The following is a 19469-nucleotide window of genomic DNA, read 5'->3' on the forward strand; positions in this document are numbered from 1 at the left end:
GCGCAACATTGCAAGAGCCCGCGCATGGCGGGGCAGGATCAGGAAACATGGCAAGGTCTTACAACTTCAGCGCCGGCCCGGCCGCGCTGCCGCTGGAAGTGCTGCAGGAAGCGCACGACGAGTTCTTCGATTTCGCGGGAACCGGCATGTCGGTGATGGAAATCAGCCACCGCTCGCGCGTATTCATCGATATCGCCCGCCAGGCCGAACTGGACCTGCGGGCCATCCTGCGGATTCCCGACCGCTACAAGGTGCTGTTCCTGCAAGGCGGCGCTACGCTGCAGTTCTCGCAGGTGCCGATGAATCTGCTGCGCGGCAAGGCGTCGGCGGACTACCTGCACACCGGGCTCTGGTCCGGCAAGGCCATCGAGGCGGCCCGACGCTATTGCGAGGTGCGCGTGGCGGCCAGCAGCGCGGCGTCCGGCTTCGACCGCGTGCCCGCCCCCGGCGAATGGCGGCTCGATCCGGACGCCGCCTATCTGCACTACACGGAAAACGAGACAGTGCATGGCCTGCAATTCGCGACCGCGCCGGACGCATCCGTTCCGCTGGTATGCGATGCCTGCTCCAGCCTGTTGTCGAAGCCCATCGACGTATCCCGGCACGGCCTGATCTACGCCGCCGCGCAAAAGAACATGGGACCGGCCGGCGTCACGGTGGTGGTGGTGGACGAGGCCTTGCTGGACGGCGCGCTGCCCATCACGCCCGACGTGCTGAACTATGCGTACGCGGCGCGGGCGGACTCCATGCTCAACACGCCCGCCACGTTCTCCTGGTACCTGACCGGACTGACGCTGCGCTGGATCCGCCGGAGCGGCGGGATAGAACGCATCCACCAGGCCAACCAGGCCAAGGCCTGGCTGCTGTACCGCGCCATCGACGCCAGCGACGGCTTTTACCTCAACAAGGTCCTGCCGGAATTCCGTTCGATCAACAACGTGCCGTTCTTCCTGGCCGATTCCTCCCTGGAACCCCTGTTTCTGCGCCAGGCCGAGAACGCCGGGCTGATGGGGCTGAAGGGCCATTCCCATACCGGCGGCATCCGGGCCAGTCTCTATAACGCGGTCGACCTGCCGGCAACGGCCGCGCTGGCCGATTTCATGACAGACTTCCTGCGCACGCACGGCTGATGCCGGCTTGCGCCGCGCGTCGGCCATGCCGATATAAAACACGGGGAAACCAGCATGGATTTCAGGCAGCTCAGACAGTTCGTCGTCCTGGCAACGGAATTGAACTATCGCAAGGCCGCCGCGCGGCTGCACATGACCCAGCCGCCGCTCAGCGTCGCCATCAAGCGGCTCGAAACCGAGATCGGCGCGGACCTGTTCGAACGCGACCGCCTGGGCGTGCGTCTCACGGTCGCCGGCGGGGCCTTCCTGGGCGAAGCCAAGCGCTTGCTGGAAGGCGCCGACGCCGCGCTGCAAACCGCGCGCGACGCGGCAGAGGGGCGCATGGGCGCCCTGCGCGTGTGCGCGGTGCCCAGCGCCGCCTTGAACCTGCTCCCGCGCATCCTGCCGGAATTCGCGCAGCGCTTTCCGCACATACGGCTGCGCCTGACCAGCGGCAGCACCGTCGGCATTCTGGCGGAGTTGCAGCGCGGCGAACTGGACGCGGCATTCCTGGTTCCACCCGCTTCCGGCGTGCCGGGCATCACGATCACCCCTCTGCCGCGAGAACGGCTGGTGCTGGCCGTGCCGGCGGGCCATCGACTGGCCGGCATGAAAAGCGCCAGGCTCTCGGACCTGACAGACGACGCCTTGGTGACCCTGGCCCATTCGGACAGCCCCGGCTTCGCCGGCGAAATCGTCGCGGCCTGCCAGCGGGCCGGATTCCATCCACGGGTCTTGCAGGAGTCGTCCCACGCCCTCATCAGCTTGCCGCTCATCGCCGGCGGCCTGGGGGTCGCCATCGTTCCGTCGGCACTGCGAAGGATCGCCATCGACAACGTGGCCTACGTGGACCTCGCGGACGTCGCGGGCGAACCGCTGACCTATGGCATGGCGCTGGCGGCGCCCGCCCAGTCCGTGAACCCCGCCGTTCGTTGGTTCATCGAGACGGCGCGCGAGGTGCTGGGCGCGCAAGCGCCCTGAAACCCCGGACTTACTGCTGCGGACGGGAAAGAATGCCCGCCCACTTCTTCTGTTCGGCGACGACTCTGCGCTCGAACGCTGCCTGGCTGGCGTCCACGGGTTCGCTGCCCCGCGCGTAGATCTTGTCCTGCACCGACGGGCTCTTGGCGACCGCGGCGATGGCTGTGTTCAAGCGCGCGACGACATCGGCCGGCGTGCCTTTGGGAACGGCAATGCCCGACAGGGACCCGCCTTCTACCTCCTTGCCCAGCACTTCCTTGACCGTAGGGATGTCGGGCAGGTTGGCCAGGCGGCGCGACGAGGTCACCGCGTAGGGACGAATCTGCTTCGCCTCGACGAAACCCACCGCGGTGACGGCGGAAACGGCCGTCAGATCCGTGTTGCGGCTCATCACCGCCGTCATGGATTCCGATCCGCTCTTGTAGGGCACATGCAGCATCTTCACCCCTGTCGCCTGTTGCAGCAGCTCCAGGACCTGGTAGTTGTCGGAGCCCTCGCCCGCCGTGGAAAACGCGATCTTGTCGGCCTGGACCGACGCGGCCTTGATGATTTCCGGCAACGACGCATATGGGCTGTCCACGCCCACGGCCAAGACCGTGGGTGTGTTCGCCAGCATGGCAACGTAGGTGAAGTCCTTGTTCGGGTCGTAGGGCAGCTTCTTGTAGATCAGCGGGTTGACGGCGACCATGCCATTGGTGATCACCAGCAGCGTGTAGCCATCGGCCGGCGACTTCGCCACTGCGCCTGCGGCGATCGAGCCGCCCGCGCCGCCGCGGTTCTCCACCACGACCGGCTGGCCCAGCTCCCGCGTGAGCCCTTCGGCGAACACCCGCGCCGTGGTGTCGGTCACGCCACCGGCGCCGAACGGCACGATCAGGCGTATGGGCTGGTCAGGATACGGGCCCGCCCAGGCCGCGGCGGCCGGAACCATCACACCCAGCAAAGCCGCCATGCAGCGGCGCAATCCCTTGTTCATCCGGCTATCTCCATTTTCTTGAGAATTTCTAGAAGTTGTTGCTGCAGGTCGGCCGTCAACGGCGCCAAGGGCGCGCGCAAGCGTCCGCTGTCGAAGCCGCGCAATTGCAGGCCCGCCGTGACGGTCCTGGGCAGGCCATGGTCCATGAGGAAATTCAACAGATCGATCTGCCGGCCAAACCACTCGTCCGCGCCGCGCGCGTCCCCGGCCATGGCGCAGCGGTAGAGGTTCAGGGCGTAGGACGCGCTGACGTTGGCCGACGCCGTGCACCAGCCCGCCGCGCCCTCCGCGAATCCGGTGCGCGCCATGCAGTTCAGGCCGATGTACACGGCCGTGCGGGCGGGGCAGGCCGCACGCAGCCTCGCGATCTTGGTGGGGTCGGGGCTGCTTTCCTTGATCATGGTGACGTTAGGAAGCTCCGCCAGCCGGGCCAGGAACTCGACGGGCAGGTCCATGCCCGTGGTGAACGGGTTGTTGTAGACCATTACCGGCGTGGAGACCGACTCGCAGACCTCGCGGTAGTAGGTGTGGATCTCGTCCTGAGTGAGTTTCCAGTAGGTGCTGGGCAATAGCTGCAAGGCCGCGGCGCCCGCGCGTTCGGCGTAGCGCGCATGGCGCACGGTGCTGGCCGTGCTCAGGCTGGACACGCCCGCCAGCACGGGCAGACGCCCGCGCGCAGCGCCGATGACGGTGTCGATGACGGCCTCGCGTTCGCCATCGTCCAGGTAGGGCAGGCAGCCGACGCTGCCCAGGGGCGCCAAGGCATGCACGCCCTCGCCGATCAGCCGTTCGACGTGCGCTTCCAACAGCGCGTGGTCCACCCGCCCGCGCTCATCGCAAGGCGTCAGCAGGTAGCCGATGATTCCCTTCAAATGCATAGCTCGCTTCTCCATGACGGCTTGCAGTCTAGGGAGGCCGCGCAGGGCGGTCCAATACCTATTTCCTGGGCGCCTGATATCTCCCGCCCGCGCTGCCGCCAGGCGAATCTTGTATCCAGTAATTCCCGCGCAAGGCCGATAGACTTTCCCGGCCAATTCACCAAGGAGCAAGCCATGAGCAGCAACGTCGTGCCGGAACAGACGCAGACCCACCACATGCCTGAGTACCGCAGGCCGGAGGACATGGAGTGGGAGATGGGCCGGTTCAAGAACAAGACGAAGTTCCTCTTCCACACACGAGCAGAACGCCCCACCGAGCCCAATGCCGGCTTTCTGCGCTATGAGCCGGGCGCGGGCTTCCGCCTGCACAAACACGATTTCGCCCAGGTCTGGTACGTGATCGAAGGGGAATTCAACATGGGCGGAAAGATGTACGGCCCGGGCACCGTGGTGTTCCATCCGGACCCGCACATCGAAGAAGCGCTCAGCACCGAGACAGGCGGCACCTTGTTCTTCGTCCAGTACCAGGGGCCCACGACCGGCGGGCGGCCGGTGTACGACGGCCGCATGAACATCCAGGGCGAACCGCCCGCGATCACCGAGCAGGACCTCGAACACTGATACCCGCGGTTCAACGGACGGCCGCCGCCACTCGCCGCCGTCCGCGGCAGGCCCGCCCTGCCGGGCTTGCACACAAAGAAATAGAAAATTCCAAGGAGACAAACATCATGCACGCCCCTTTTCTGCGCGCCTGCCTTGCGTCGTTGACGCTTTCGCTGCCGCTCACGCTGGCCAGCCCGTCCCAGGCCGTCGGCACCTGGCCCGAGCGGCCCATCACGCTGATCGTGCCCTTCGGCGCCGGCGGCATCACCGATCTCACGGCGCGCACGGTAGCCAGGCAGCTGCAAGCCGAGCTCGGCAAGCCGGTAGTCGTGGAAAACAAGCCCGGCGCGGGCGGGAATATCGCCGCCGACATCGTGGCCCGGGCCAAGCCCGACGGCTATACGCTGATGGTGATCACCAACGGCATGGTCGCGGTCAATCCTCTCATCCACAAGCAGCTGAACTACGACGCGCTCAAGGATTTCGCCTACGTGTCCATGATCGCCAACACGCCGCTGGCCCTGGTCGTGCCGGAAGCCTCGCCGATCCAGGACCTGCCAGCATTGGTCGCCCGCGCCCGCAGCCGGCCCGACGCGGTCTCCTACGCCAGCTCGGGACAAGGCACCTCGATCCACCAGGTGTTCGCCCTGATGCAGCAGCAAACCAGCGCCACGCTCATGCACGTGCCCTACAAGAGCGGCGCCGAGGCGGCCACCGCCCTGCTCTCCGGCGTGGTGGACGTGACTGCGGTCGAGACCGTGGTGGTCGGCCCGTTCATTCAGTCCGGCAAGATGCGAGCGCTGGGCGTAACCTCGGCACAGCGGGTGTCGAATCTGCCGGACGTTCCCGCCGCCCGCGAGACCCTGGGCGGCGATTTCGATGTAGGCTCGATATCGGGACTGGTCGCGCCTGCCGCGACGCCCAAGGACATACTCGACAAGCTGGAACGCGCCATGCAGGCGGTGGCTCAGAGCGAGGGCATGGCGCAGCTGTATGCGCAAGGCAGCCAGCCCATGCCCACGGGATCGCAGGTCTTCCTGGAACGCATGCTCCAGGAGCAAAAAAAGTGGCGGCGGGTATTCTCCGCGGACGCCGGAAAATAGCCACATAACCGTCAAGGACGTGGGAGTCAGGCCATGGATCGCACATATCCCGCCGCGGAAGAACTGGTGCAGCACCTGGTGGAGTCGATCTCCGCAAAGATCTTCAATGGCGTCTATGCGCCCGGGCAGAAGCTGCGGCAAGAGACGCTGGCGGAAGAATACGACGTCAGCCGCACGCCGGTGCGCGAAGCGTTCCGGCAGCTGGAGACCAAGGGCCTGATCGTGCAGCAGCCGCGCTACGGCGCCACGGTGGTGGCACCGACCATCAAGGACATCGGCGCCAACTACTGGCTGCGCGGCGAACTGGAAGGCATGGCGGCCGAGCTTGCGGCGCGCTGGATTTCCGACGCCGACCTGCAAAGGCTGCAGGCCACCCACACCGAATGCGCGCAGGCCGTCGGCGCGCTATACGCCGAGGTCAACGCGGGCAACGGGGCCACCCCGCGTCAGGCTGCCGCGCCCATGCAACACTGGGTCATCAAGAACCAGGAATTCCACGCCCTGATCTTCCGCGCCGCCGGCAATGCGTCGCTGGAACGCATCATCAAGGACCTGCACACTGACTACACCAAGAACATCCTCAATATGACCGTGCTGGGCATGTACGAGGCTCGCATGAAGAAAAATATCGAACACCATGCAGCCATCGTCCAGGCGCTGACCGCGCGCGACGCCGACGCCTCGCGCGCCGCCATGCGTTCGCATATCCATGAGTCGGGCGAGTTCGTGGTGGATTGGCTGCAAAAGCGCCCGGAGGGGCGCAAGCGACCGAGATAGCGCAGTACTGCCTCAGATCCCGTCCAACCATCGCTCCATCGCCGCACGCGCGCGACGTTCGAGCTCGGGGCCGTAAAGCCGGGCATCCTCGCGGATGACGGCGGGATCGATCTGCCGCAGGCTCAGTTCGCAGGCATGGCCGATCAGCCAGCGCTCGATCTGCGTGGAATCCGCTTCCAGGTGAAACTGCAGGCCCAGTATCCGGGGCCCCAGCGCGTACGCCTGGTTCGGGAAACCCGGCGTTTCGGCCAGACGCGCCGCGCCCTCGGGAATGGCGAACTGGTCCCCGTGCCAATGCAGCACGGGCACGTCCTGAACCACGCTCAGCACGGAATCCTGCCCTTGCGGCGTGAGCGTCAGCGGCGCATAGCCGATCTCGGCGCGTCCGGTGGACGCGACCTCCGCGCCCAGCGCCGCCGCCATGAGCTGCGCACCCAGGCAGATGCCCAGCGTCGGCTTGTCCTGACGCAGCCGGTGCGCGATGGCGCGCAGTTCCTGCTCCAGGAAGGGATAGCGCCCGGTTTCATAGACGCCTATGGGGCCGCCCAGGATCACGACGAGGTCGGCATTGCCGAGGGTGGCGGCGTCGATGGTGTCGACGCCCGCTTCCAGGTATCGCACGCTGTAGCCGCGCTCTGCCAGGACCGGCGCCAGTACGCCCAGGTCTTCGAAGGGCACGTGGCGGATCGCCAATGCGGTAAGGCTCATTCCGGATACTCCTATTGCGGGCTCGGATGGCGGTCCAATCCGCCCAGCAAGCCTTCGGGGGTTGAGACGAACACGTTTTCCGAAGCCAGTAGCCGGATGCCTTGCGGCGTGCTTTCGAGCAGGCGCCGCTCGCCATCCGCGACCAACAGGCTGAGCTGATAGCCGTCCTTGGCCGGCAGGCGTGCCGCGATGTCGCGGCTGTCGTCTAGCGCCGACGCGGCGGTGGATTCGAAATGGCCGATCAGGCGGCCGTCGCGTTTGATGATGAGTCGATACACCGGCATGCGCGCTACTCCTGGCCGTCGGACTCGCGCGATTCCGCGCTGTTGCCGGTAGGCCAGTAATAGGAATCGGGCGTGTTGCGCGCACCGAAGATGGCCTGTCCGACACGGACCACGGTGGCGCCTTCCTCGATGGCGATCTCGTAGTCACCGGACATGCCCATGGACAATTCATCCAGGCCTATCCCCGCGGGCGCTTCCTGGCGCAGCTGATCGCGCAGCGTGCGCAGCAGTACGAAGCACTCGCGCACGCGCGCCGCTTCGGCCGAGAACAGCGCCAGGGTCATCAGGCCGCGCACCCGCAGCCCCGAAAACGCGGGCAGTTCGCGCAGGAAGGCCGCCGTCTCCTCCGGCTGCAGTCCGTACTTGCTGGCCTCGCCGGAGGTATTGACCTGCACGAACACATCAAGCTGGCGGCCTTCCGCCTGCAACCGGCGGTCCAGCGCTTCGGCCACTCGCAGGCTGTCGAGCGCCTGGAACTCTGCCGCATAGCGGGCCACGAGCTTGGCCTTGTTGGTCTGCAGGTGGCCGATGACCGACCATCTCAAATCGGTCAGGTCCGCCATGGCTTCCCATTTCCGGGACACTTCCTGCAGCTTGTTCTCGCCGAGGTAGCGGCAGCCGGCCTCGTAGGCCAGCCGGATGCGCGCCTCTTCCACGGTCTTGCTCACGGGCAGCAGGCGTACCGTCGCCGGATCACGGCCGGCGCGCAGGGCCGCATCGGCAATTCGTCCGTTGACCGCGGCCAGATTGCGGCGGAAATCCTCGACCGACTGCGCCTGCGGCCAGCGGCCGTGCTGGTCGTGCTGTGTCTGGGTGCCGTTGTCTTGCCCTGGGCCTTGCTCGCTCATGCCTGAACCTCGCGTAGGAGTGGCGGCCGGCGTTTCCCACAACGCTTATGCCGCCCGCAGTTTTGTCATAGGTCAATATTATCACGATGGCGCCGGCACTTGCCGGCCACTGCTAGGCGTTGGCGGCCAGCCATTCGCGCGGTGAAACACCCATACGCTGCCGGAACGCCTTGGACAGCGAGGAAGCGCTGGCGAATCCCAATTCCGCGGCCACCAGCTTGACCGCTCGGCCGGATCGCATCATGGACGCCGCCAGGCTCAAGCGCCAGTCGGTCAGGTAGGCCGCAGGCGTGGCGCCGGTAGCATCCTTGAAGGCCGCCGCAAAGGCGCTGCGCGACATCCCCGCCATCGCTGCCATTCTGGCCAGGGACCAGTCTTCATAAGGCGAACGATGCAGCGCCACCAGCGCCCTGGCCAGGCGCGGATCCGACAGGCCCATCACCAGGCCGCTGGTCACGCCTACCTCCTCCGGATGGTCGAGTATCCATCTGAGCAGCTGGATCAGCACCACCTCGAACAGGCGGTCTGCCAGCAGGCGCGAGCCGCAGCGCACGTGATCGGCCTCGGCAAACAACAGATCCAGCGCGGGCCGCAAGCCTTCGACCGCGTCCAGCGGGATCCGCACCACGGACGGCAGCGACTGCACGATGGGATTGCGTTCGCCGCCATCGAAGTCCAGCGCCGCGCAGGTGAAGTCTGAGCCGTCCCGGGGAGGATTCACGAACTCGTGATGCACGGCGCGCGGATAGAACAACAGCGTCGGCTCGGACAGGCGCAGGCGCGGCGTGGCGGTCTCTCCCGGGCGATGCCGCACTTCCATCTCGCCGCGGCGCAACACGTGCAGAAAGCCGCGCCCCGGCACGGCTTCGAAGGCCTGGGTGCCGCATAGCGCGCCCGTGTGGAACAGCGTGGCACGCACCCGGAAACGGTCCAGCAATGCCGACAGCCGGTCAACTTGGGAAGGAACAGAATCGCTCATAGATTGGACGATAAGACAATTTTTATGGATTAAAAAACACCTTACGTCCAGACATTCTACGTACGATTTCTCCACCCCGTCCAAGACCGGCGGCCTTTTTTTCTTTTCCAGGAGTTACCGACATGTCCCGAGTTCCTCTTATCGATGCCAGCAGCGCCAGCGCCGACCGCAAGGCGCTGCTCACGCAGATCCACGGCGCCTTTGGCGCCACGCCGAACATGTTCAAGGCCGTCGCCAATTCGCCCGCGGCGCTGCAAAGCATGTGGGGCGCTTTCGGCGCCTTGGGCGGCGGCGTGATCCCGGCCAAGCTCGGCGAGCAGATCGCAGTCGCCGTGGCCGACCGCAATGCTTGCGAATACTGCCTTGCGGCCCACACGGCCCTGGGCCGCAAGGCCGGCGCCAGCGCCGAAGAAATGTCGGCCGCCCAAGGCGGCGAGGCCGCCGATCCCAGGACCGCCGCGGCGCTGCGCTTCGCGCTGAAGCTGGTGGAAGCGCGCGGACAGGTGAGCGAAGCCGACGTACAGGCCGTGCGCGCGGCAGGCTACAGCGACCAGGAGATCGTCGAGATCCTGGCGCACGTCGCGCTCAACCTGTTCACCAACTACGTCAACGTGGCCTTTGCCGTGCCGGTGGACTTCCCGACCGTGAAGCTGCGCCGGGCCGCCTGATCCAGCCCCGTGTGGGCGTGGCAAGACCGCCCCGCCCGCCACGCCACAGGAGCCTTCAGATGTCCCGATCCGACAACATGGCCGACGCAATGCCCCCGCCCTTGCTGGTGGACGAATGGCTGAATGCGGACAGCCCCATCGAACTCGCCGCGCTGCGCGGCAAGGTCGTGCTGCTGCACGCGTTCCAGATGCTGTGCCCTGGGTGCCTGTCGCATGGGCTGCCGCAAGCCGAACGCGTGCACAGGCTGTTCCGCGGCAAAGATGTCGCGGTCATCGGCCTGCATACCGTTTTCGAACACCACGACGTGATGAGTCCGGCCGCGCTGCGTGCCTTCAATCACGAGTATCGATGGAGCTTTCCCATCGGCATCGACCGCCCCGCCGCGTCCGGCGCCATCCCGATGACCATGCAGGCCTACGGGCTGCGCGGCACGCCCAGCCTGGTCCTGCTGGACCGCCGCGGACGCGTGCGCCTGCAGCACTTCGGCAGCATCGACGATTTGGCCCTGGGCGCCGCCATCGGCGGGCTGCTGGCCGAGGAGGATGTCCTTCCGAGCGGCGCTGCGGCGCCTGGAGAACCCACCCGCCAGGCCTGCGACGCGGAGAGTTGTCCCGCGCCGCCCCCGCGATAGGCGCATGCCATCCGCGCGCGTGGTGCAACGGCACAAATTTGTCCTATGTCATAATAAATAATAATTCAGGACAATATTCGCCCTACCGCCCGGGCATCTCGTCCGCGGCAACCACGAGCTTCATGTCTACGTCTCCTTCCCTGTTGTTCCAGCGCATCGCGCCCAAGCTCTGGCTGACGCGCTGCGCCGGCCGGCTGGCCTCATGCCGCCAAGCCTGGGTGGCCCAGCCGCTGATCCGCGGCTACGCCAAGTGGTATGGCATCGATCTCGACGAAGCCCTGCACGCCGACCCGAAGGCCTATGGCAGTTTTAATGCCTTCTTCACCCGGGCCTTGAAACCGGATGCCCGTAAATTGGCCGACGCGGACTGGACCAGTCCCGCGGATGGCACCGTGAGCCAGTTCGGCCGTATCAGCCTGGGGCAACTGATACAGGCCAAGCGGCGACAGTACAGCGCGGCTGCGCTGCTGGGCGACGCGGATCTGGCGCGGGCATTGGGCGGCGGCTGGTTCAGTACGATCTATCTGAGTCCGCGCGATTATCACCGCGTGCACATGCCTTGCGAGGGGCGGCTGCTGGGCATGCGCCATGTGCCGGGGACGCTCTACTCCGTCAAGCCGGAGATCGTGCAAGGCATGGACGGCTTGCTGGCGCGCAACGAACGGCTGGTGTGCTGGTTCGAGCATCCCCACCATGGCGTCTACGCCATGGTGCTGGTGGGAGCCGCCATCGTCGGCAGCATCGCCACGACCTGGCATGGCCTGGTGGCGCCGCACGGCCGGCGCATCCAGCAGTGGGACTACGGCAGCCTGGTGGCGCCCTTGCGCTTGCCGCAAGGCGCCGAGATGGGGCACTTCGAGTTGGGTTCGACCGTGGTAGTGCTGATGCCCGGCAGCGCCTGGCGCTTCCATCCAGATTGGAAAACGGGGCGGACGGTCAAGCTGGGACAAGCCATGGCCGACCAGCGTTGAAGCCGGTAGCGGCTAGCCCATGCTTTCCCGGATATCCCGCGCCAGCTTGCGGCACTGGCCAGGCTCGATCGCGGAGAGGGTGATGCGCAGGCCACGGACCGGTTCCTGGACCCCGAAGGCATCGCCATGGCGCACCAGCCAGCCGCGATGGGCCAGGGCCAGCGCGACCGCCTGGTCATCGGTATCCAACGGCACCCAGAGGTTGAGGCCGTCGCCGTCCGCCGCATACGCCACGCCCTGATCCAGCAAGGCGTTTTCCAGGGCCTTGCGGCGCTGTGCGTAATCCTTGCGGGCCAGCGCCATCTGCTTGGCGACCTCGGGCCGGCCCAGCGTGACCTCGACCATGTCTTGCAGCAGATGGCTGACCCAGCTGGTGCCGGAGGCCAGCCGCAACCGCAGTTGCCGCGACGTCGCGGGATCGCTGGCCACCATCGCCAGGCGCACGTCGGGCCCCAAGGTCTTGGAGAACGAGCGCACCAGAGCCCACCGCTGCGCGCCGGACGGCAGCACCGAGTGGTACGCCTTGCCCGACAACAAGGCGTAGTGATCATCCACGATGACCATGGCGTGGGGATACCTGGCCAACACCCGCGCCAGCGCTTTCGCCCGCTTTTCGCTCAGGCTGCAGCCTGTGGGGTTGTGGGCCCGCGGCGTCAGGATGACGGCCTGCGCGCCCTTGGCCAACGCCGCCTCCAGAGCGGCCGCCTGCATGCCTTCGGCGTCGACGGGCACGCCCAGCGCCTGCAGGCCGGCGATGCGCAGCATGTTGATGCTGCTCAGGAAGCATGGGTTCTCGACCGCCACCTTGTCGCCGGCCACCAGGTGCGAGCTGAGCAGCCGCTCGATGGCGTCCACCGCCCCATGGGTCAGGTTGATCTCGAAGGGCGCCGGGCAGTCCGGCGCGAACCAGACGCGGGCATAGCTTTCCAGCCCGGAATTGACGGTGGGCTCGCCGTACAGCCGCGGTTGATAAGGCCGGATAGCGAGGGCCGCGCTCAGGTCCGGCAGCCAGGCCGGGTTTGGATTGCCGCTGGCCAGGTCCGCCAGCGGCGAGTCCGACAGCGCGCCTTCCTGTTCCCCAGGGCCGGACTGGTCGCGGATGATGGTGCCCAGGCGGCCCTGGGTCAGGGCGATGCCCGCCGTCACCAGCCGCTTGTAGGCGGCGGCGACAGTATTGCGGTTGATATCCAGTTCGACCGCCAGATCCCGCACCGGCGGCAGCGCCTGGCCCGGCGGCAACTGCCCCGACTGAGCCATCGCGCGCACGCAATCGAAGATCTCTGCGGCGGTCTTTCCTTGTATTTTCATAGAGTCCTAAGACAATCCCGTTCCTGGCACGGACAGCGGCCGGGCCGCGTCAAGTCAATCGGGGGTGGCCGACTCCCGGCCTGGCCATCCCCGCGTAAGTTTGACACGGATTCCCCGTCCGCATAAAGCGGGCTTACCGCACGCAATCCACGTAATAGCGCAGGTTTCCGTCCGCGTCGCGCAGCTCGACAAAACCATGGATATCCGTGCCGAATCCCGGACATTCCCGGCTCAGTTCGCGGGAGAACTTCAGGTAATCGACGATGGTCCGGTTGAATACCTCGCCCGGGACCAAAACGGGTATGCCCGGGGGATAGGGCGTGATCAGGCTGGTGGTGATGCGGCCTTCCAGATGATCGATCTCCACCCTCTCGGTGCGCCGCTGCGCGATGCAGGCGTAGGCGTCGCAGGGCTTCATCGCCGGGATGACGTCGGTCAGGTACATGTCCGTGGTCAACCGGGCAATGTCATGCCGGGCATAGGTCGCATGCACGTGCTGGCACAGGTCGCGCAGGCCCATGCTCTCGTAGCGGGGGAACTTGCGGCAGAACTCCGGCAGGATCCGCCACATGGGCTGGTTGCGCCCATAGTCATCCTTGAACTGCTGCAACGCGGTCAGCAGCGAACTCCAGCGCCCCTTGGTGATGCCTATCGTGAACATGATGAAGAAACTGTACAGGCCGGTCTTTTCCACGATCACGCCATGTTCGGCCAGGAATTTGGTGACGATGGAGGCCGGAATGCCGCTGTCCGCGAAGTTGCCGTCCAGGTCCAGTCCGGGCGTCACGATGGTGGACTTGATCGGATCCAGCATGTTGAAGCCGTCGGCCAGCGGCCCGAAGCCGTGCCATGACGTGTCGCCGTCCCCGGCGCGGATGATCCAGTCCTCGGGCGAGCCTATGCCCTCCGGCGCCAGCGCCTCGGGTCCCCAGACCTTGAACCACCAGTCGCCGGCGGCAAAATGCGAGCCGACCTCTTGCATCGCGCGGCGGAAATCCAGCGCCTCGGCGATGCTCTCCTCCACCAGCACCGTGCCGCCAGGCGGCTCCATCATGGCCGCGGCGACGTCGCAGCTGGCGATGATGGCGTACTGCGGACTGGTGCTGGTGTGCATCAGATAAGACTCGTTGAAGAGGTGCCGGTCCAGCTGCCGCGTCATGGAGTCCTGCGCCAGCACGTGGCTGGCCTGGCTGATGCCGGCCAGCAGCTTGTGCGTGGACTGCGTGGAGAACACCAGGGATTCCCTGGGCCGCGCGCGCTGCTTGCCCATGCAGTGGTAGGCGCCATAGAACGGATGGAACACCGCGTGCGGCATCCAGGCCTCGTCGAAATGCAAGGCTTCCACATAGCCGTCCAGCGCGGCCTTGATCGTCTCGGTTTCGTAGATGATGCCGTCGTAGGTGGACTGCGTCAGCGCCATCACGCGCGGCCGGACCGCGTCGGCGTCCAGGTGCTTGAGCAGAGGATGGGCGCGCATCTTCTCGCGGATGGTCTCGACTTCGAACTCGCTGCGCGGGATCGGGCCGATGATGCCGAAATGGTTGCGCGTGGGGCGCAGGAAGACGGGGATGGCTCCGGTCATGACGATGCTGTGCAAAATCGACTTGTGGCAATTGCGGTCCACCAGCACCACATCTCCCGGCGCCACCATGTGATGCCACACGATCTTGTTGCTGGTGCTGGTTCCATTCGTCACGAAGTAGCAGTGATCCGCATTGAAGATGCGCGCCGCGTTGCGCTCGCTCGCGCCGATGGCGCCGTTGTGGTCCAACAGCTGGCCCAGTTCCTCCACCGCATTGCAGACGTCCGCGCGCAGCATGTTCTCGCCAAAGAACTGGTGGAACATCTGGCCGACTGGACTCTTCAGGAACGCCACCCCGCCGGAATGCCCTGGACAATGCCAGGAATAGGAGCCGTCCTCGGCGTAGTCCAGCAAGGCTTTCAGGAATGGTGGCTTGACGCCTTCCAGGTAGGCCCGGGCCTCGCGGATCAGGTGCCGCGCCACGAATTCCGGCGTGTCCTCGTACATGTGGATCACGCCTTGCAGTTCGCGCAGGATGTCGTTCGGAATGTGCCGCGCGGTCTTGGTTTCGCCGTAGACGTAGATCGGCACATCGGCGTTGCGCCGCCGCACTTCGCTGATGAATTCCCGCAAGGCCAGCAATGCCGGCGCCACGCCCACGCCGTGCGCCAGTTCCTCGTCGTCGATGGACAGGATGAAGGCGCTGGCGCGGCTTTGCTGCTGCGCGAACAGGCTGAGATCGCCGTAGCTGGTCGTGCCCAGCACATCGAAGCCCTCGGCCCTGATGGCCTCGGCCAATACCCGGATGCTCAGGCCGGAGGTGTTTTCCGAACGGAAGTCCTCGTCGATGATGACGATGGGAAACTGGAACTGCATTGCTGTCCTCGGTCAAACCCGGGCCACCCCCATGGCGGCCCGGTGGCAAGGACAGCCACGCGGCCCCGCTTACCGGTGGCCGCGCGAAACAGCAGTCCGTCCGCGTCGGACGCTTGCAATTTATTTTGTCCTCGAACACAATTATATATGTCTTAGGACAAAAAAATTGGCGCGGTGGCAGAGTGGCTATGCAGCAGGATTGCAAATCCGCATAGGTTGGTTCGATTCCAGCCCGCGCCTCCACTTTCCTGGCTAGGGGCGGGGGCCGGCCGCACTAGATCGAGTGATCGCGCAGGTGTTCCCGCAATGCGTCCGCGAAGGACAGCGCGATGACTGACGACGGCCAATGCTCGGGCCATACCAGGCTGAGATCGAACGAGGCGCCCGGCTCCAGCGGCCGCAGTTGATCCAGTCCGCCCGGGATGCGCGCGGCGGTCAGCCGGTCGACCAGCGCGATGCCCACGCCGCGCATCACCAGTTCCATCGCCACCGAGGTCCAGAACACCTGCACGCGCCGCCGCGCATAAACCTTCTGCTGCTCCAGCAGCGCTTCCAGCCAGAAGCGGGTGTGATCCAGGTTGTCGTAGATGATGAGATCGCGGCCGGCCAGTTGCTCCACGCGTATGGTGTCGAACTTTTCCAGCGGGTCGCCTGGGGGAATGGCGCAATACAGCTGCAAGCTGACCAGCGGCTCGGCCACGACGCCCGGATGCTGCCCCCCGTAGAAGCACACACCCATGTCCACCTGACGCGCAGCCACCCATTCGACGATGCGCGCCGAACTGCGTGTCTGCAAGGCCACGGAAATATTGGGGCGGTCGGCCATGAAGCTGGCGAGCACGTCCGGCATGACGGTCAGGGACAGCAGCGGCAAGGACGCGACGGTCAGGTGGCCCTGCTTTTCGCTGCCCAGGTCCTTGATGAAGCTGTCCAACTGCGAAAGGCCGGAAAAAAGCCGGTCGACCTGGCCATACAGCGCCCTGCCTTCCGGCGTGGGCAGCAGACGCCCGCCCTTGCGCACGAACAGGGCCACGCCCACGCGGCGCTCCAGCTGGGCGATGTACTTGCTGGCGGCAGGCTGCGAAATCAGCAGCACCTGCGCCGCCCGCGACACCGAGCCTTCCCGCATTACCGCCCTGAAGATTTCTATCTCTCGCACGTTCATGCGCCGACTATAACTATTTAGCTATAGACATGGCAATTATTGGTATTAGGCAGTTATGTAGATTGTTCCTAGGATGATCGCTCGACTTTCATCCAGGACCCATCGTGTCGGAAAACTATGCACCCATGGAATTGCCGTTCGGCCCGGACGTCTATGCCGCGAACCTCGCGCTGCTTGCGCGGGACATCCAGGCCCAGGGCCTGTCGGCGGCCATCCTGTTCGACCCCGAGAACATCTACTGGCTGACCGGCTACCGTTCCATCGGCTATTTCACGTTCCAGTGCCTGGTGGTCACGGCCGACGGCGGCATCGCCATGGTCTCGCGCCAGGTCAACCACGCCGTGGCGACCGGCAACCGCAACATCGCGCGCTTTGTAGCGATCGATGACATCAGCGACCCGGTCGAGGTGCTGGCGAGCTACTTGCGAGACATCCTGCTCCGCGGCCGCATCGGCCTGGAAACGACCTCCGGCTACCTCAGCGTGGCCGCCTACAAGCAGTTGCAGGCGCGTCTGGGCGAACGCCTGGCCGACTGGCAAGGGCCGATGGAAGAGGCGCGCAAGATCAAGACCGCGGTGCAGCTGGGATTCATGCGCCAGGCGGCGGATGCGGCGGTCGCCGGCATTGATGCGGCAGTGCGTGCGATCGCCGTGGGCGCCACCGAGAACGACCTCGCCGCCGCCATGCTGCACGGTGCCACCAAGGCCGGAAGCGAATACACCCGCGTGCCGTTGGTTGCCGTGGGCCGCGCCAGCGGCGTCTGCTTCACCACCTGGCAACGCCGCGAGCTCAAGCGGGGCGATCTGGTGTTCCTGGAGGCCGCGGCCAACATCAACCGCTATCACGCCATGATCTCGCGCAATTGCGTCGTGGGACGCGCCACCGAGCGGCAACGGTTCCTGGCCGGCACCGTCATTGCCGCGCTGGACGCCGCCATCGACGCCATCCGCCCCGGCGTCACGTCCGCCCAGGTGGACCAGGCCTGCCGGGCGGTATTCGAACGCGCCGGACTGGCGCATTACTTCGATCACCGCACCGCCTATGGCATAGGCATCGGCTTCCCGCCCAATTGGGCCGAGGGGCGCTTCCTGGCGCTACGCCCGGGAGATCCCACCGTGCTGGAACCGGGCATGACCTTCCACCTCGTGCCTTCGCTGTTCATGCCCGAAGGCGGCTTCATGGCCAGCGAAAGCGTGGCCGTTTCCGAGGATGGCTGCGAGGTGCTCACCCGCTACCCGCGCGAGTTGATCGAAATCGACGCCTGACCACCAAAACCGGCGCGCCAACAACATACAAGGGGAATTGCCGTGTTGAAGAACTGGATGTATCCAACCATCGCGGTCATCGGGGTGCTGCTGTTGTGGCACGTCTCGATACCGCTGTTCGGCCTGCCGGCCTATCTGCTGCCTCCGCCGCTGAGCGTGCTCGAACGACTGTGGACGGACTCCGCGTTCCTGGGCCATCACAGCTGGGTCACGTCCGTCGAAACGCTGGGCGGCTTTCTGCTGAGCATCGCGGTCGGCATACCGCTGGGCATCGTGTTGGTATGGTCGCGTCCGCTGGAGCGCGCCATCATGCCGCTGCTGGTGGTCTCGCAGGCGTTTCCCAAGGTGGCGGTCGCGCCGCTCATCATCATCTGGTTCGGCCTGGGCCTGTTTCCCAAGATCCTGATCGCATTCTCGGTGGCGTTCTTCCCCATCGTGGTCAGCACGGTCGCGGGCATGCGTTCGGTGGACGCGGACCTCAACGACCTGGCCCGTTCGATGCGGGCAGGCGCCCTGCGGACCTTTCTGCGCATCCGGCTGCCGTACGCGCTGCCGCAGATCTTCTCCGGCCTGAAGGTCGCCATCGCCTTCGCCACGGTGGGCGCGGTGGTGGGCGAATGGGTGGGCGCCGAAAGCGGCCTGGGCTACGTGCTGCTGTCGGCCAACGCCAACCTGGACACCACGCTGCTATTCGCCGTGCTGGTCGCGCTCATGCTCATCGGCCTGGTCTTCTACTACCTGGTCGAGTTTTCCGAACGCTTCCTGATCCCCTGGCACATCAGCGTGCGCAGCGACGCCCTGCCCTCTGTCTGACCCCGCCCTCCGGAGACACCATCATGAAATTCACGACCCGACTTGGCTGGACCCTGGCCTGCCTGCTGACCGCAGGCGCAGCCAACGCACAAGAGAAATTGAGCCTGCGCCTGGACTACAGCATCTACGGCACGCACGCGCCGCTGTACTACGGCATAGACAAAGGCCTATATAAGGCCGAAGGCATAGACCTGAGCATCGGCGAAGGCAGCGGCTCCAGCAATACCGCCAAGCTGGTGGCGCAAGGCATCGATCCCATCGGCTTCATGGATTACGGCACCATGCTCAAGGGCGTCGCCGCGGGCATGCCGCTGAAAGCCGTTTTCGCCGTGCACCAGCGCTCCCCCATGGTCATCATCAGCCATGCGGACGCACCGGTGCGCACGCCCAAGGACCTGGAAGGAAAAGTGCTGGGCATGAGCGCGTCCGAATCGACGGCGCAGATGTTCCCGGTGCTGGCCGCCCTGAACGGCGTGGACCAGAAGAAGATCAATGTCATCGCGCCGGCCGTGGGCACCAAGACCGCCCTGTTCCTGCAACGGCGCGCGGACGCCATCACCGGCGTGACCTACTTCCATATCCCCCCGCTGGAAGCGCAGGGCGCCAAGGTGCATTACTTCTTCTATGCCGACTTCGGCGTCAACGCGCTGGAAGGAGGACTGGCGGCCAATACCAAATGGCTGGCGGCCAACCCCGACACCGCACGCCGCTTCCTGCGCGCCACGCGCAAGGCCTACGAGGCGGCCCAGGCCGACCCCGCTGCCTCGGTCGACGCCCTGGTGCGCCAGCGGCCGGAACAGGCGCGCAACCGCGACCAACTGGTACGCCAGCTGCAGCTCTCGTTGCAGGCAGCCGGCACGCCCAATACCAAAGGGCTGCCGTTCGGGGTTTCTTCGGAAAAAGACTGGCAGGCCATGGTCGACCAGTTCGTACAGTCGAACCAGATCGCCAGCCCACTCCCGACCAGCGCGCTCTACACCAACGACTACAACAGGGAATAGAC

Annotated in this window: 20 protein-coding genes and 1 tRNA gene; 12 read left to right on the forward strand and 9 right to left on the reverse strand. The window is 65.8% G+C overall.

Annotated elements, in window-relative coordinates; translation table 11 throughout:
- The first annotated feature begins 47 nt into the window (after window positions 1-47).
- Both serC and AXYL_RS28525 read left to right on the forward strand, forming a co-directional pair.
- A complete protein-coding gene (gene serC / locus AXYL_RS28520; RefSeq protein WP_013396359.1) occupies window positions 48-1130 on the forward strand; it encodes a 3-phosphoserine/phosphohydroxythreonine transaminase in 1083 nt (360 codons plus the stop codon).
- 54 nt (window positions 1131-1184) lie between these two features.
- Complete coding sequence (locus AXYL_RS28525; protein WP_013396360.1) at window positions 1185-2090, forward strand: LysR family transcriptional regulator; 906 nt, start codon at window positions 1185-1187, stop codon at window positions 2088-2090.
- A gap of 10 nt (window positions 2091-2100) precedes the next feature.
- Here the strand turns inward: AXYL_RS28525 and AXYL_RS28530 are convergent, their stop codons facing one another.
- Together AXYL_RS28530 and AXYL_RS28535 are read right to left on the reverse strand one after the other, a co-directional pair.
- On the reverse strand, window positions 2101-3066 hold the full coding sequence (locus tag AXYL_RS28530; protein WP_013396361.1) for a Bug family tripartite tricarboxylate transporter substrate binding protein: 966 nt from the start codon (window positions 3064-3066) through the stop codon (window positions 2101-2103).
- Window positions 3063-3944 (reverse strand): dihydrodipicolinate synthase family protein, encoded by an 882-nt coding sequence (locus AXYL_RS28535; protein WP_013396362.1) that lies wholly within the window; start codon window positions 3942-3944, stop codon window positions 3063-3065. Before AXYL_RS28535 ends, AXYL_RS28530 begins: the two co-directional genes overlap by 4 nt.
- A 174-nt stretch (window positions 3945-4118) precedes the next feature.
- Here AXYL_RS28535 and AXYL_RS28540 point away from each other — a divergent pair, with 174 nt between their 5' ends.
- The 3 genes from AXYL_RS28540 to AXYL_RS28550 all read left to right on the forward strand — a co-directional run bounded on the left by AXYL_RS28540 (window position 4119) and on the right by AXYL_RS28550 (window position 6427).
- Entirely contained in the window at window positions 4119-4565 is a 447-nt protein-coding gene (locus AXYL_RS28540) for a cupin domain-containing protein (RefSeq protein ID WP_013396363.1), read from the forward strand.
- Window positions 4566-4672: 107 nt separating this feature from the next.
- Window positions 4673-5650, forward strand: a complete 978-nt coding sequence (locus tag AXYL_RS28545) for a tripartite tricarboxylate transporter substrate binding protein (protein ID WP_013396364.1) — start codon at window positions 4673-4675, stop codon at window positions 5648-5650.
- 33 nt (window positions 5651-5683) lie between these two features.
- Window positions 5684-6427: a GntR family transcriptional regulator gene (locus tag AXYL_RS28550; protein ID WP_013396365.1), complete on the forward strand. Its 744-nt coding sequence runs from the start codon at window positions 5684-5686 to the stop codon at window positions 6425-6427.
- A 12-nt stretch (window positions 6428-6439) separates the two neighbouring features.
- Here AXYL_RS28550 and AXYL_RS28555 read toward each other — a convergent pair whose 3' ends face one another.
- The 4 genes from AXYL_RS28555 to AXYL_RS28570 all read right to left on the reverse strand — a co-directional run bounded on the left by AXYL_RS28555 (window position 6440) and on the right by AXYL_RS28570 (window position 9246).
- Window positions 6440-7135 carry a glutamine amidotransferase gene (locus tag AXYL_RS28555; protein ID WP_013396366.1) on the reverse strand — a complete coding sequence of 232 codons (696 nt, stop codon included), beginning with the start codon at window positions 7133-7135 and terminating at the stop codon, window positions 6440-6442.
- A gap of 11 nt (window positions 7136-7146) precedes the next feature.
- Entirely contained in the window at window positions 7147-7419 is a 273-nt protein-coding gene (locus AXYL_RS28560; protein WP_013396367.1) for a hypothetical protein, read from the reverse strand.
- A gap of 5 nt (window positions 7420-7424) precedes the next feature.
- A complete protein-coding gene (locus AXYL_RS28565; RefSeq protein WP_013396368.1) occupies window positions 7425-8267 on the reverse strand; it encodes a YggS family pyridoxal phosphate-dependent enzyme in 843 nt (280 codons plus the stop codon).
- A 112-nt stretch (window positions 8268-8379) separates the two neighbouring features.
- Window positions 8380-9246, reverse strand: a complete 867-nt coding sequence (locus tag AXYL_RS28570; protein ID WP_013396369.1) for an AraC family transcriptional regulator — start codon at window positions 9244-9246, stop codon at window positions 8380-8382.
- A 122-nt stretch (window positions 9247-9368) separates the two neighbouring features.
- On the opposite strand from AXYL_RS28570, the gene AXYL_RS28575 reads away from it, so the two are divergent.
- From AXYL_RS28575 to asd, 3 genes are all read left to right on the forward strand, one after another.
- Window positions 9369-9914, forward strand: a complete 546-nt coding sequence (locus AXYL_RS28575; protein ID WP_013396370.1) for a carboxymuconolactone decarboxylase family protein — start codon at window positions 9369-9371, stop codon at window positions 9912-9914.
- Between the two features lie 59 nt (window positions 9915-9973).
- On the forward strand, window positions 9974-10546 hold the full coding sequence (locus AXYL_RS28580; RefSeq protein WP_013396371.1) for a redoxin family protein: 573 nt from the start codon (window positions 9974-9976) through the stop codon (window positions 10544-10546).
- A 122-nt stretch (window positions 10547-10668) separates the two neighbouring features.
- Complete coding sequence (gene asd, locus AXYL_RS28585; protein ID WP_013396372.1) at window positions 10669-11517, forward strand: archaetidylserine decarboxylase; 849 nt, start codon at window positions 10669-10671, stop codon at window positions 11515-11517.
- A gap of 12 nt (window positions 11518-11529) precedes the next feature.
- On the opposite strand, the gene ptsJ is transcribed toward asd, so the two are convergent.
- Both ptsJ and AXYL_RS28595 read right to left on the reverse strand, forming a co-directional pair.
- On the reverse strand, window positions 11530-12825 hold the full coding sequence (ptsJ, locus tag AXYL_RS28590; RefSeq protein WP_013396373.1) for a transcriptional regulator PtsJ: 1296 nt from the start codon (window positions 12823-12825) through the stop codon (window positions 11530-11532).
- Window positions 12826-12958: 133 nt separating this feature from the next.
- A complete protein-coding gene (locus tag AXYL_RS28595) occupies window positions 12959-15223 on the reverse strand; it encodes an Orn/Lys/Arg decarboxylase N-terminal domain-containing protein (protein WP_013396374.1) in 2265 nt (754 codons plus the stop codon).
- A 168-nt stretch (window positions 15224-15391) separates the two neighbouring features.
- Here AXYL_RS28595 and AXYL_RS28600 point away from each other — a divergent pair.
- Window positions 15392-15466: transfer RNA gene (locus AXYL_RS28600), tRNA-Cys, on the forward strand.
- Between the two features lie 31 nt (window positions 15467-15497).
- Here the strand turns inward: AXYL_RS28600 and AXYL_RS28605 are convergent.
- Window positions 15498-16382, reverse strand: a complete 885-nt coding sequence (locus tag AXYL_RS28605; RefSeq protein WP_158307673.1) for a LysR family transcriptional regulator — start codon at window positions 16380-16382, stop codon at window positions 15498-15500.
- A 110-nt stretch (window positions 16383-16492) separates the two neighbouring features.
- Between AXYL_RS28605 and AXYL_RS28610 the strand changes: the two genes are divergently transcribed.
- The 3 genes from AXYL_RS28610 to AXYL_RS28620 are packed head-to-tail and all read left to right on the forward strand — an operon-like array spanning window position 16493 to window position 19467.
- Window positions 16493-17653, forward strand: coding sequence for a M24 family metallopeptidase (locus AXYL_RS28610; protein ID WP_013396376.1), 1161 nt, complete (start codon window positions 16493-16495; stop codon window positions 17651-17653).
- A gap of 57 nt (window positions 17654-17710) precedes the next feature.
- Complete coding sequence (locus AXYL_RS28615; protein WP_041654394.1) at window positions 17711-18466, forward strand: ABC transporter permease; 756 nt, start codon at window positions 17711-17713, stop codon at window positions 18464-18466.
- A gap of 23 nt (window positions 18467-18489) precedes the next feature.
- A complete protein-coding gene (locus AXYL_RS28620) occupies window positions 18490-19467 on the forward strand; it encodes an ABC transporter substrate-binding protein (protein ID WP_013396378.1) in 978 nt (325 codons plus the stop codon).
- The last annotated feature ends 2 nt before the right edge of the window (window positions 19468-19469 follow it).

This window comes from Achromobacter xylosoxidans A8, assembly GCF_000165835.1.
Classification (GTDB): domain Bacteria; phylum Pseudomonadota; class Gammaproteobacteria; order Burkholderiales; family Burkholderiaceae_B; genus Achromobacter; species Achromobacter xylosoxidans_B.

Excerpts from the sequence above, each read along its gene's own strand:
- AXYL_RS28580 (WP_013396371.1), top strand. The coding sequence starts at position 9,974 with ATGTCCCGATCCGACAACATGGCCGACGCAATGCCCCCGCCCTTGCTG.
- AXYL_RS28525 (WP_013396360.1), top strand. The coding sequence starts at position 1,185 with ATGGATTTCAGGCAGCTCAGACAGTTCGTCGTCCTGGCAACGGAATTG.
- AXYL_RS28575 (WP_013396370.1), top strand. The coding sequence starts at position 9,369 with ATGTCCCGAGTTCCTCTTATCGATGCCAGCAGCGCCAGCGCCGACCGC.
- AXYL_RS28530 (WP_013396361.1), bottom strand. The coding sequence starts at position 3,066 with ATGAACAAGGGATTGCGCCGCTGCATGGCGGCTTTGCTGGGTGTGATG.
- AXYL_RS28535 (WP_013396362.1), bottom strand. The coding sequence starts at position 3,944 with ATGCATTTGAAGGGAATCATCGGCTACCTGCTGACGCCTTGCGATGAG.
- AXYL_RS28565 (WP_013396368.1), bottom strand. The coding sequence starts at position 8,267 with ATGAGCGAGCAAGGCCCAGGGCAAGACAACGGCACCCAGACACAGCAC.
- AXYL_RS28620 (WP_013396378.1), top strand. The coding sequence starts at position 18,490 with ATGAAATTCACGACCCGACTTGGCTGGACCCTGGCCTGCCTGCTGACC.
- asd (WP_013396372.1), top strand. The coding sequence starts at position 10,669 with ATGTCTACGTCTCCTTCCCTGTTGTTCCAGCGCATCGCGCCCAAGCTC.
- AXYL_RS28615 (WP_041654394.1), top strand. The coding sequence starts at position 17,711 with ATGTATCCAACCATCGCGGTCATCGGGGTGCTGCTGTTGTGGCACGTC.
- AXYL_RS28560 (WP_013396367.1), bottom strand. The coding sequence starts at position 7,419 with ATGCCGGTGTATCGACTCATCATCAAACGCGACGGCCGCCTGATCGGC.
- AXYL_RS28570 (WP_013396369.1), bottom strand. The coding sequence starts at position 9,246 with ATGAGCGATTCTGTTCCTTCCCAAGTTGACCGGCTGTCGGCATTGCTG.
- AXYL_RS28545 (WP_013396364.1), top strand. The coding sequence starts at position 4,673 with ATGCACGCCCCTTTTCTGCGCGCCTGCCTTGCGTCGTTGACGCTTTCG.
- serC (WP_013396359.1), top strand. The coding sequence starts at position 48 with ATGGCAAGGTCTTACAACTTCAGCGCCGGCCCGGCCGCGCTGCCGCTG.
- AXYL_RS28550 (WP_013396365.1), top strand. The coding sequence starts at position 5,684 with ATGGATCGCACATATCCCGCCGCGGAAGAACTGGTGCAGCACCTGGTG.
- AXYL_RS28555 (WP_013396366.1), bottom strand. The coding sequence starts at position 7,135 with ATGAGCCTTACCGCATTGGCGATCCGCCACGTGCCCTTCGAAGACCTG.
- AXYL_RS28540 (WP_013396363.1), top strand. The coding sequence starts at position 4,119 with ATGAGCAGCAACGTCGTGCCGGAACAGACGCAGACCCACCACATGCCT.
- ptsJ (WP_013396373.1), bottom strand. The coding sequence starts at position 12,825 with ATGAAAATACAAGGAAAGACCGCCGCAGAGATCTTCGATTGCGTGCGC.
- AXYL_RS28595 (WP_013396374.1), bottom strand. The coding sequence starts at position 15,223 with ATGCAGTTCCAGTTTCCCATCGTCATCATCGACGAGGACTTCCGTTCG.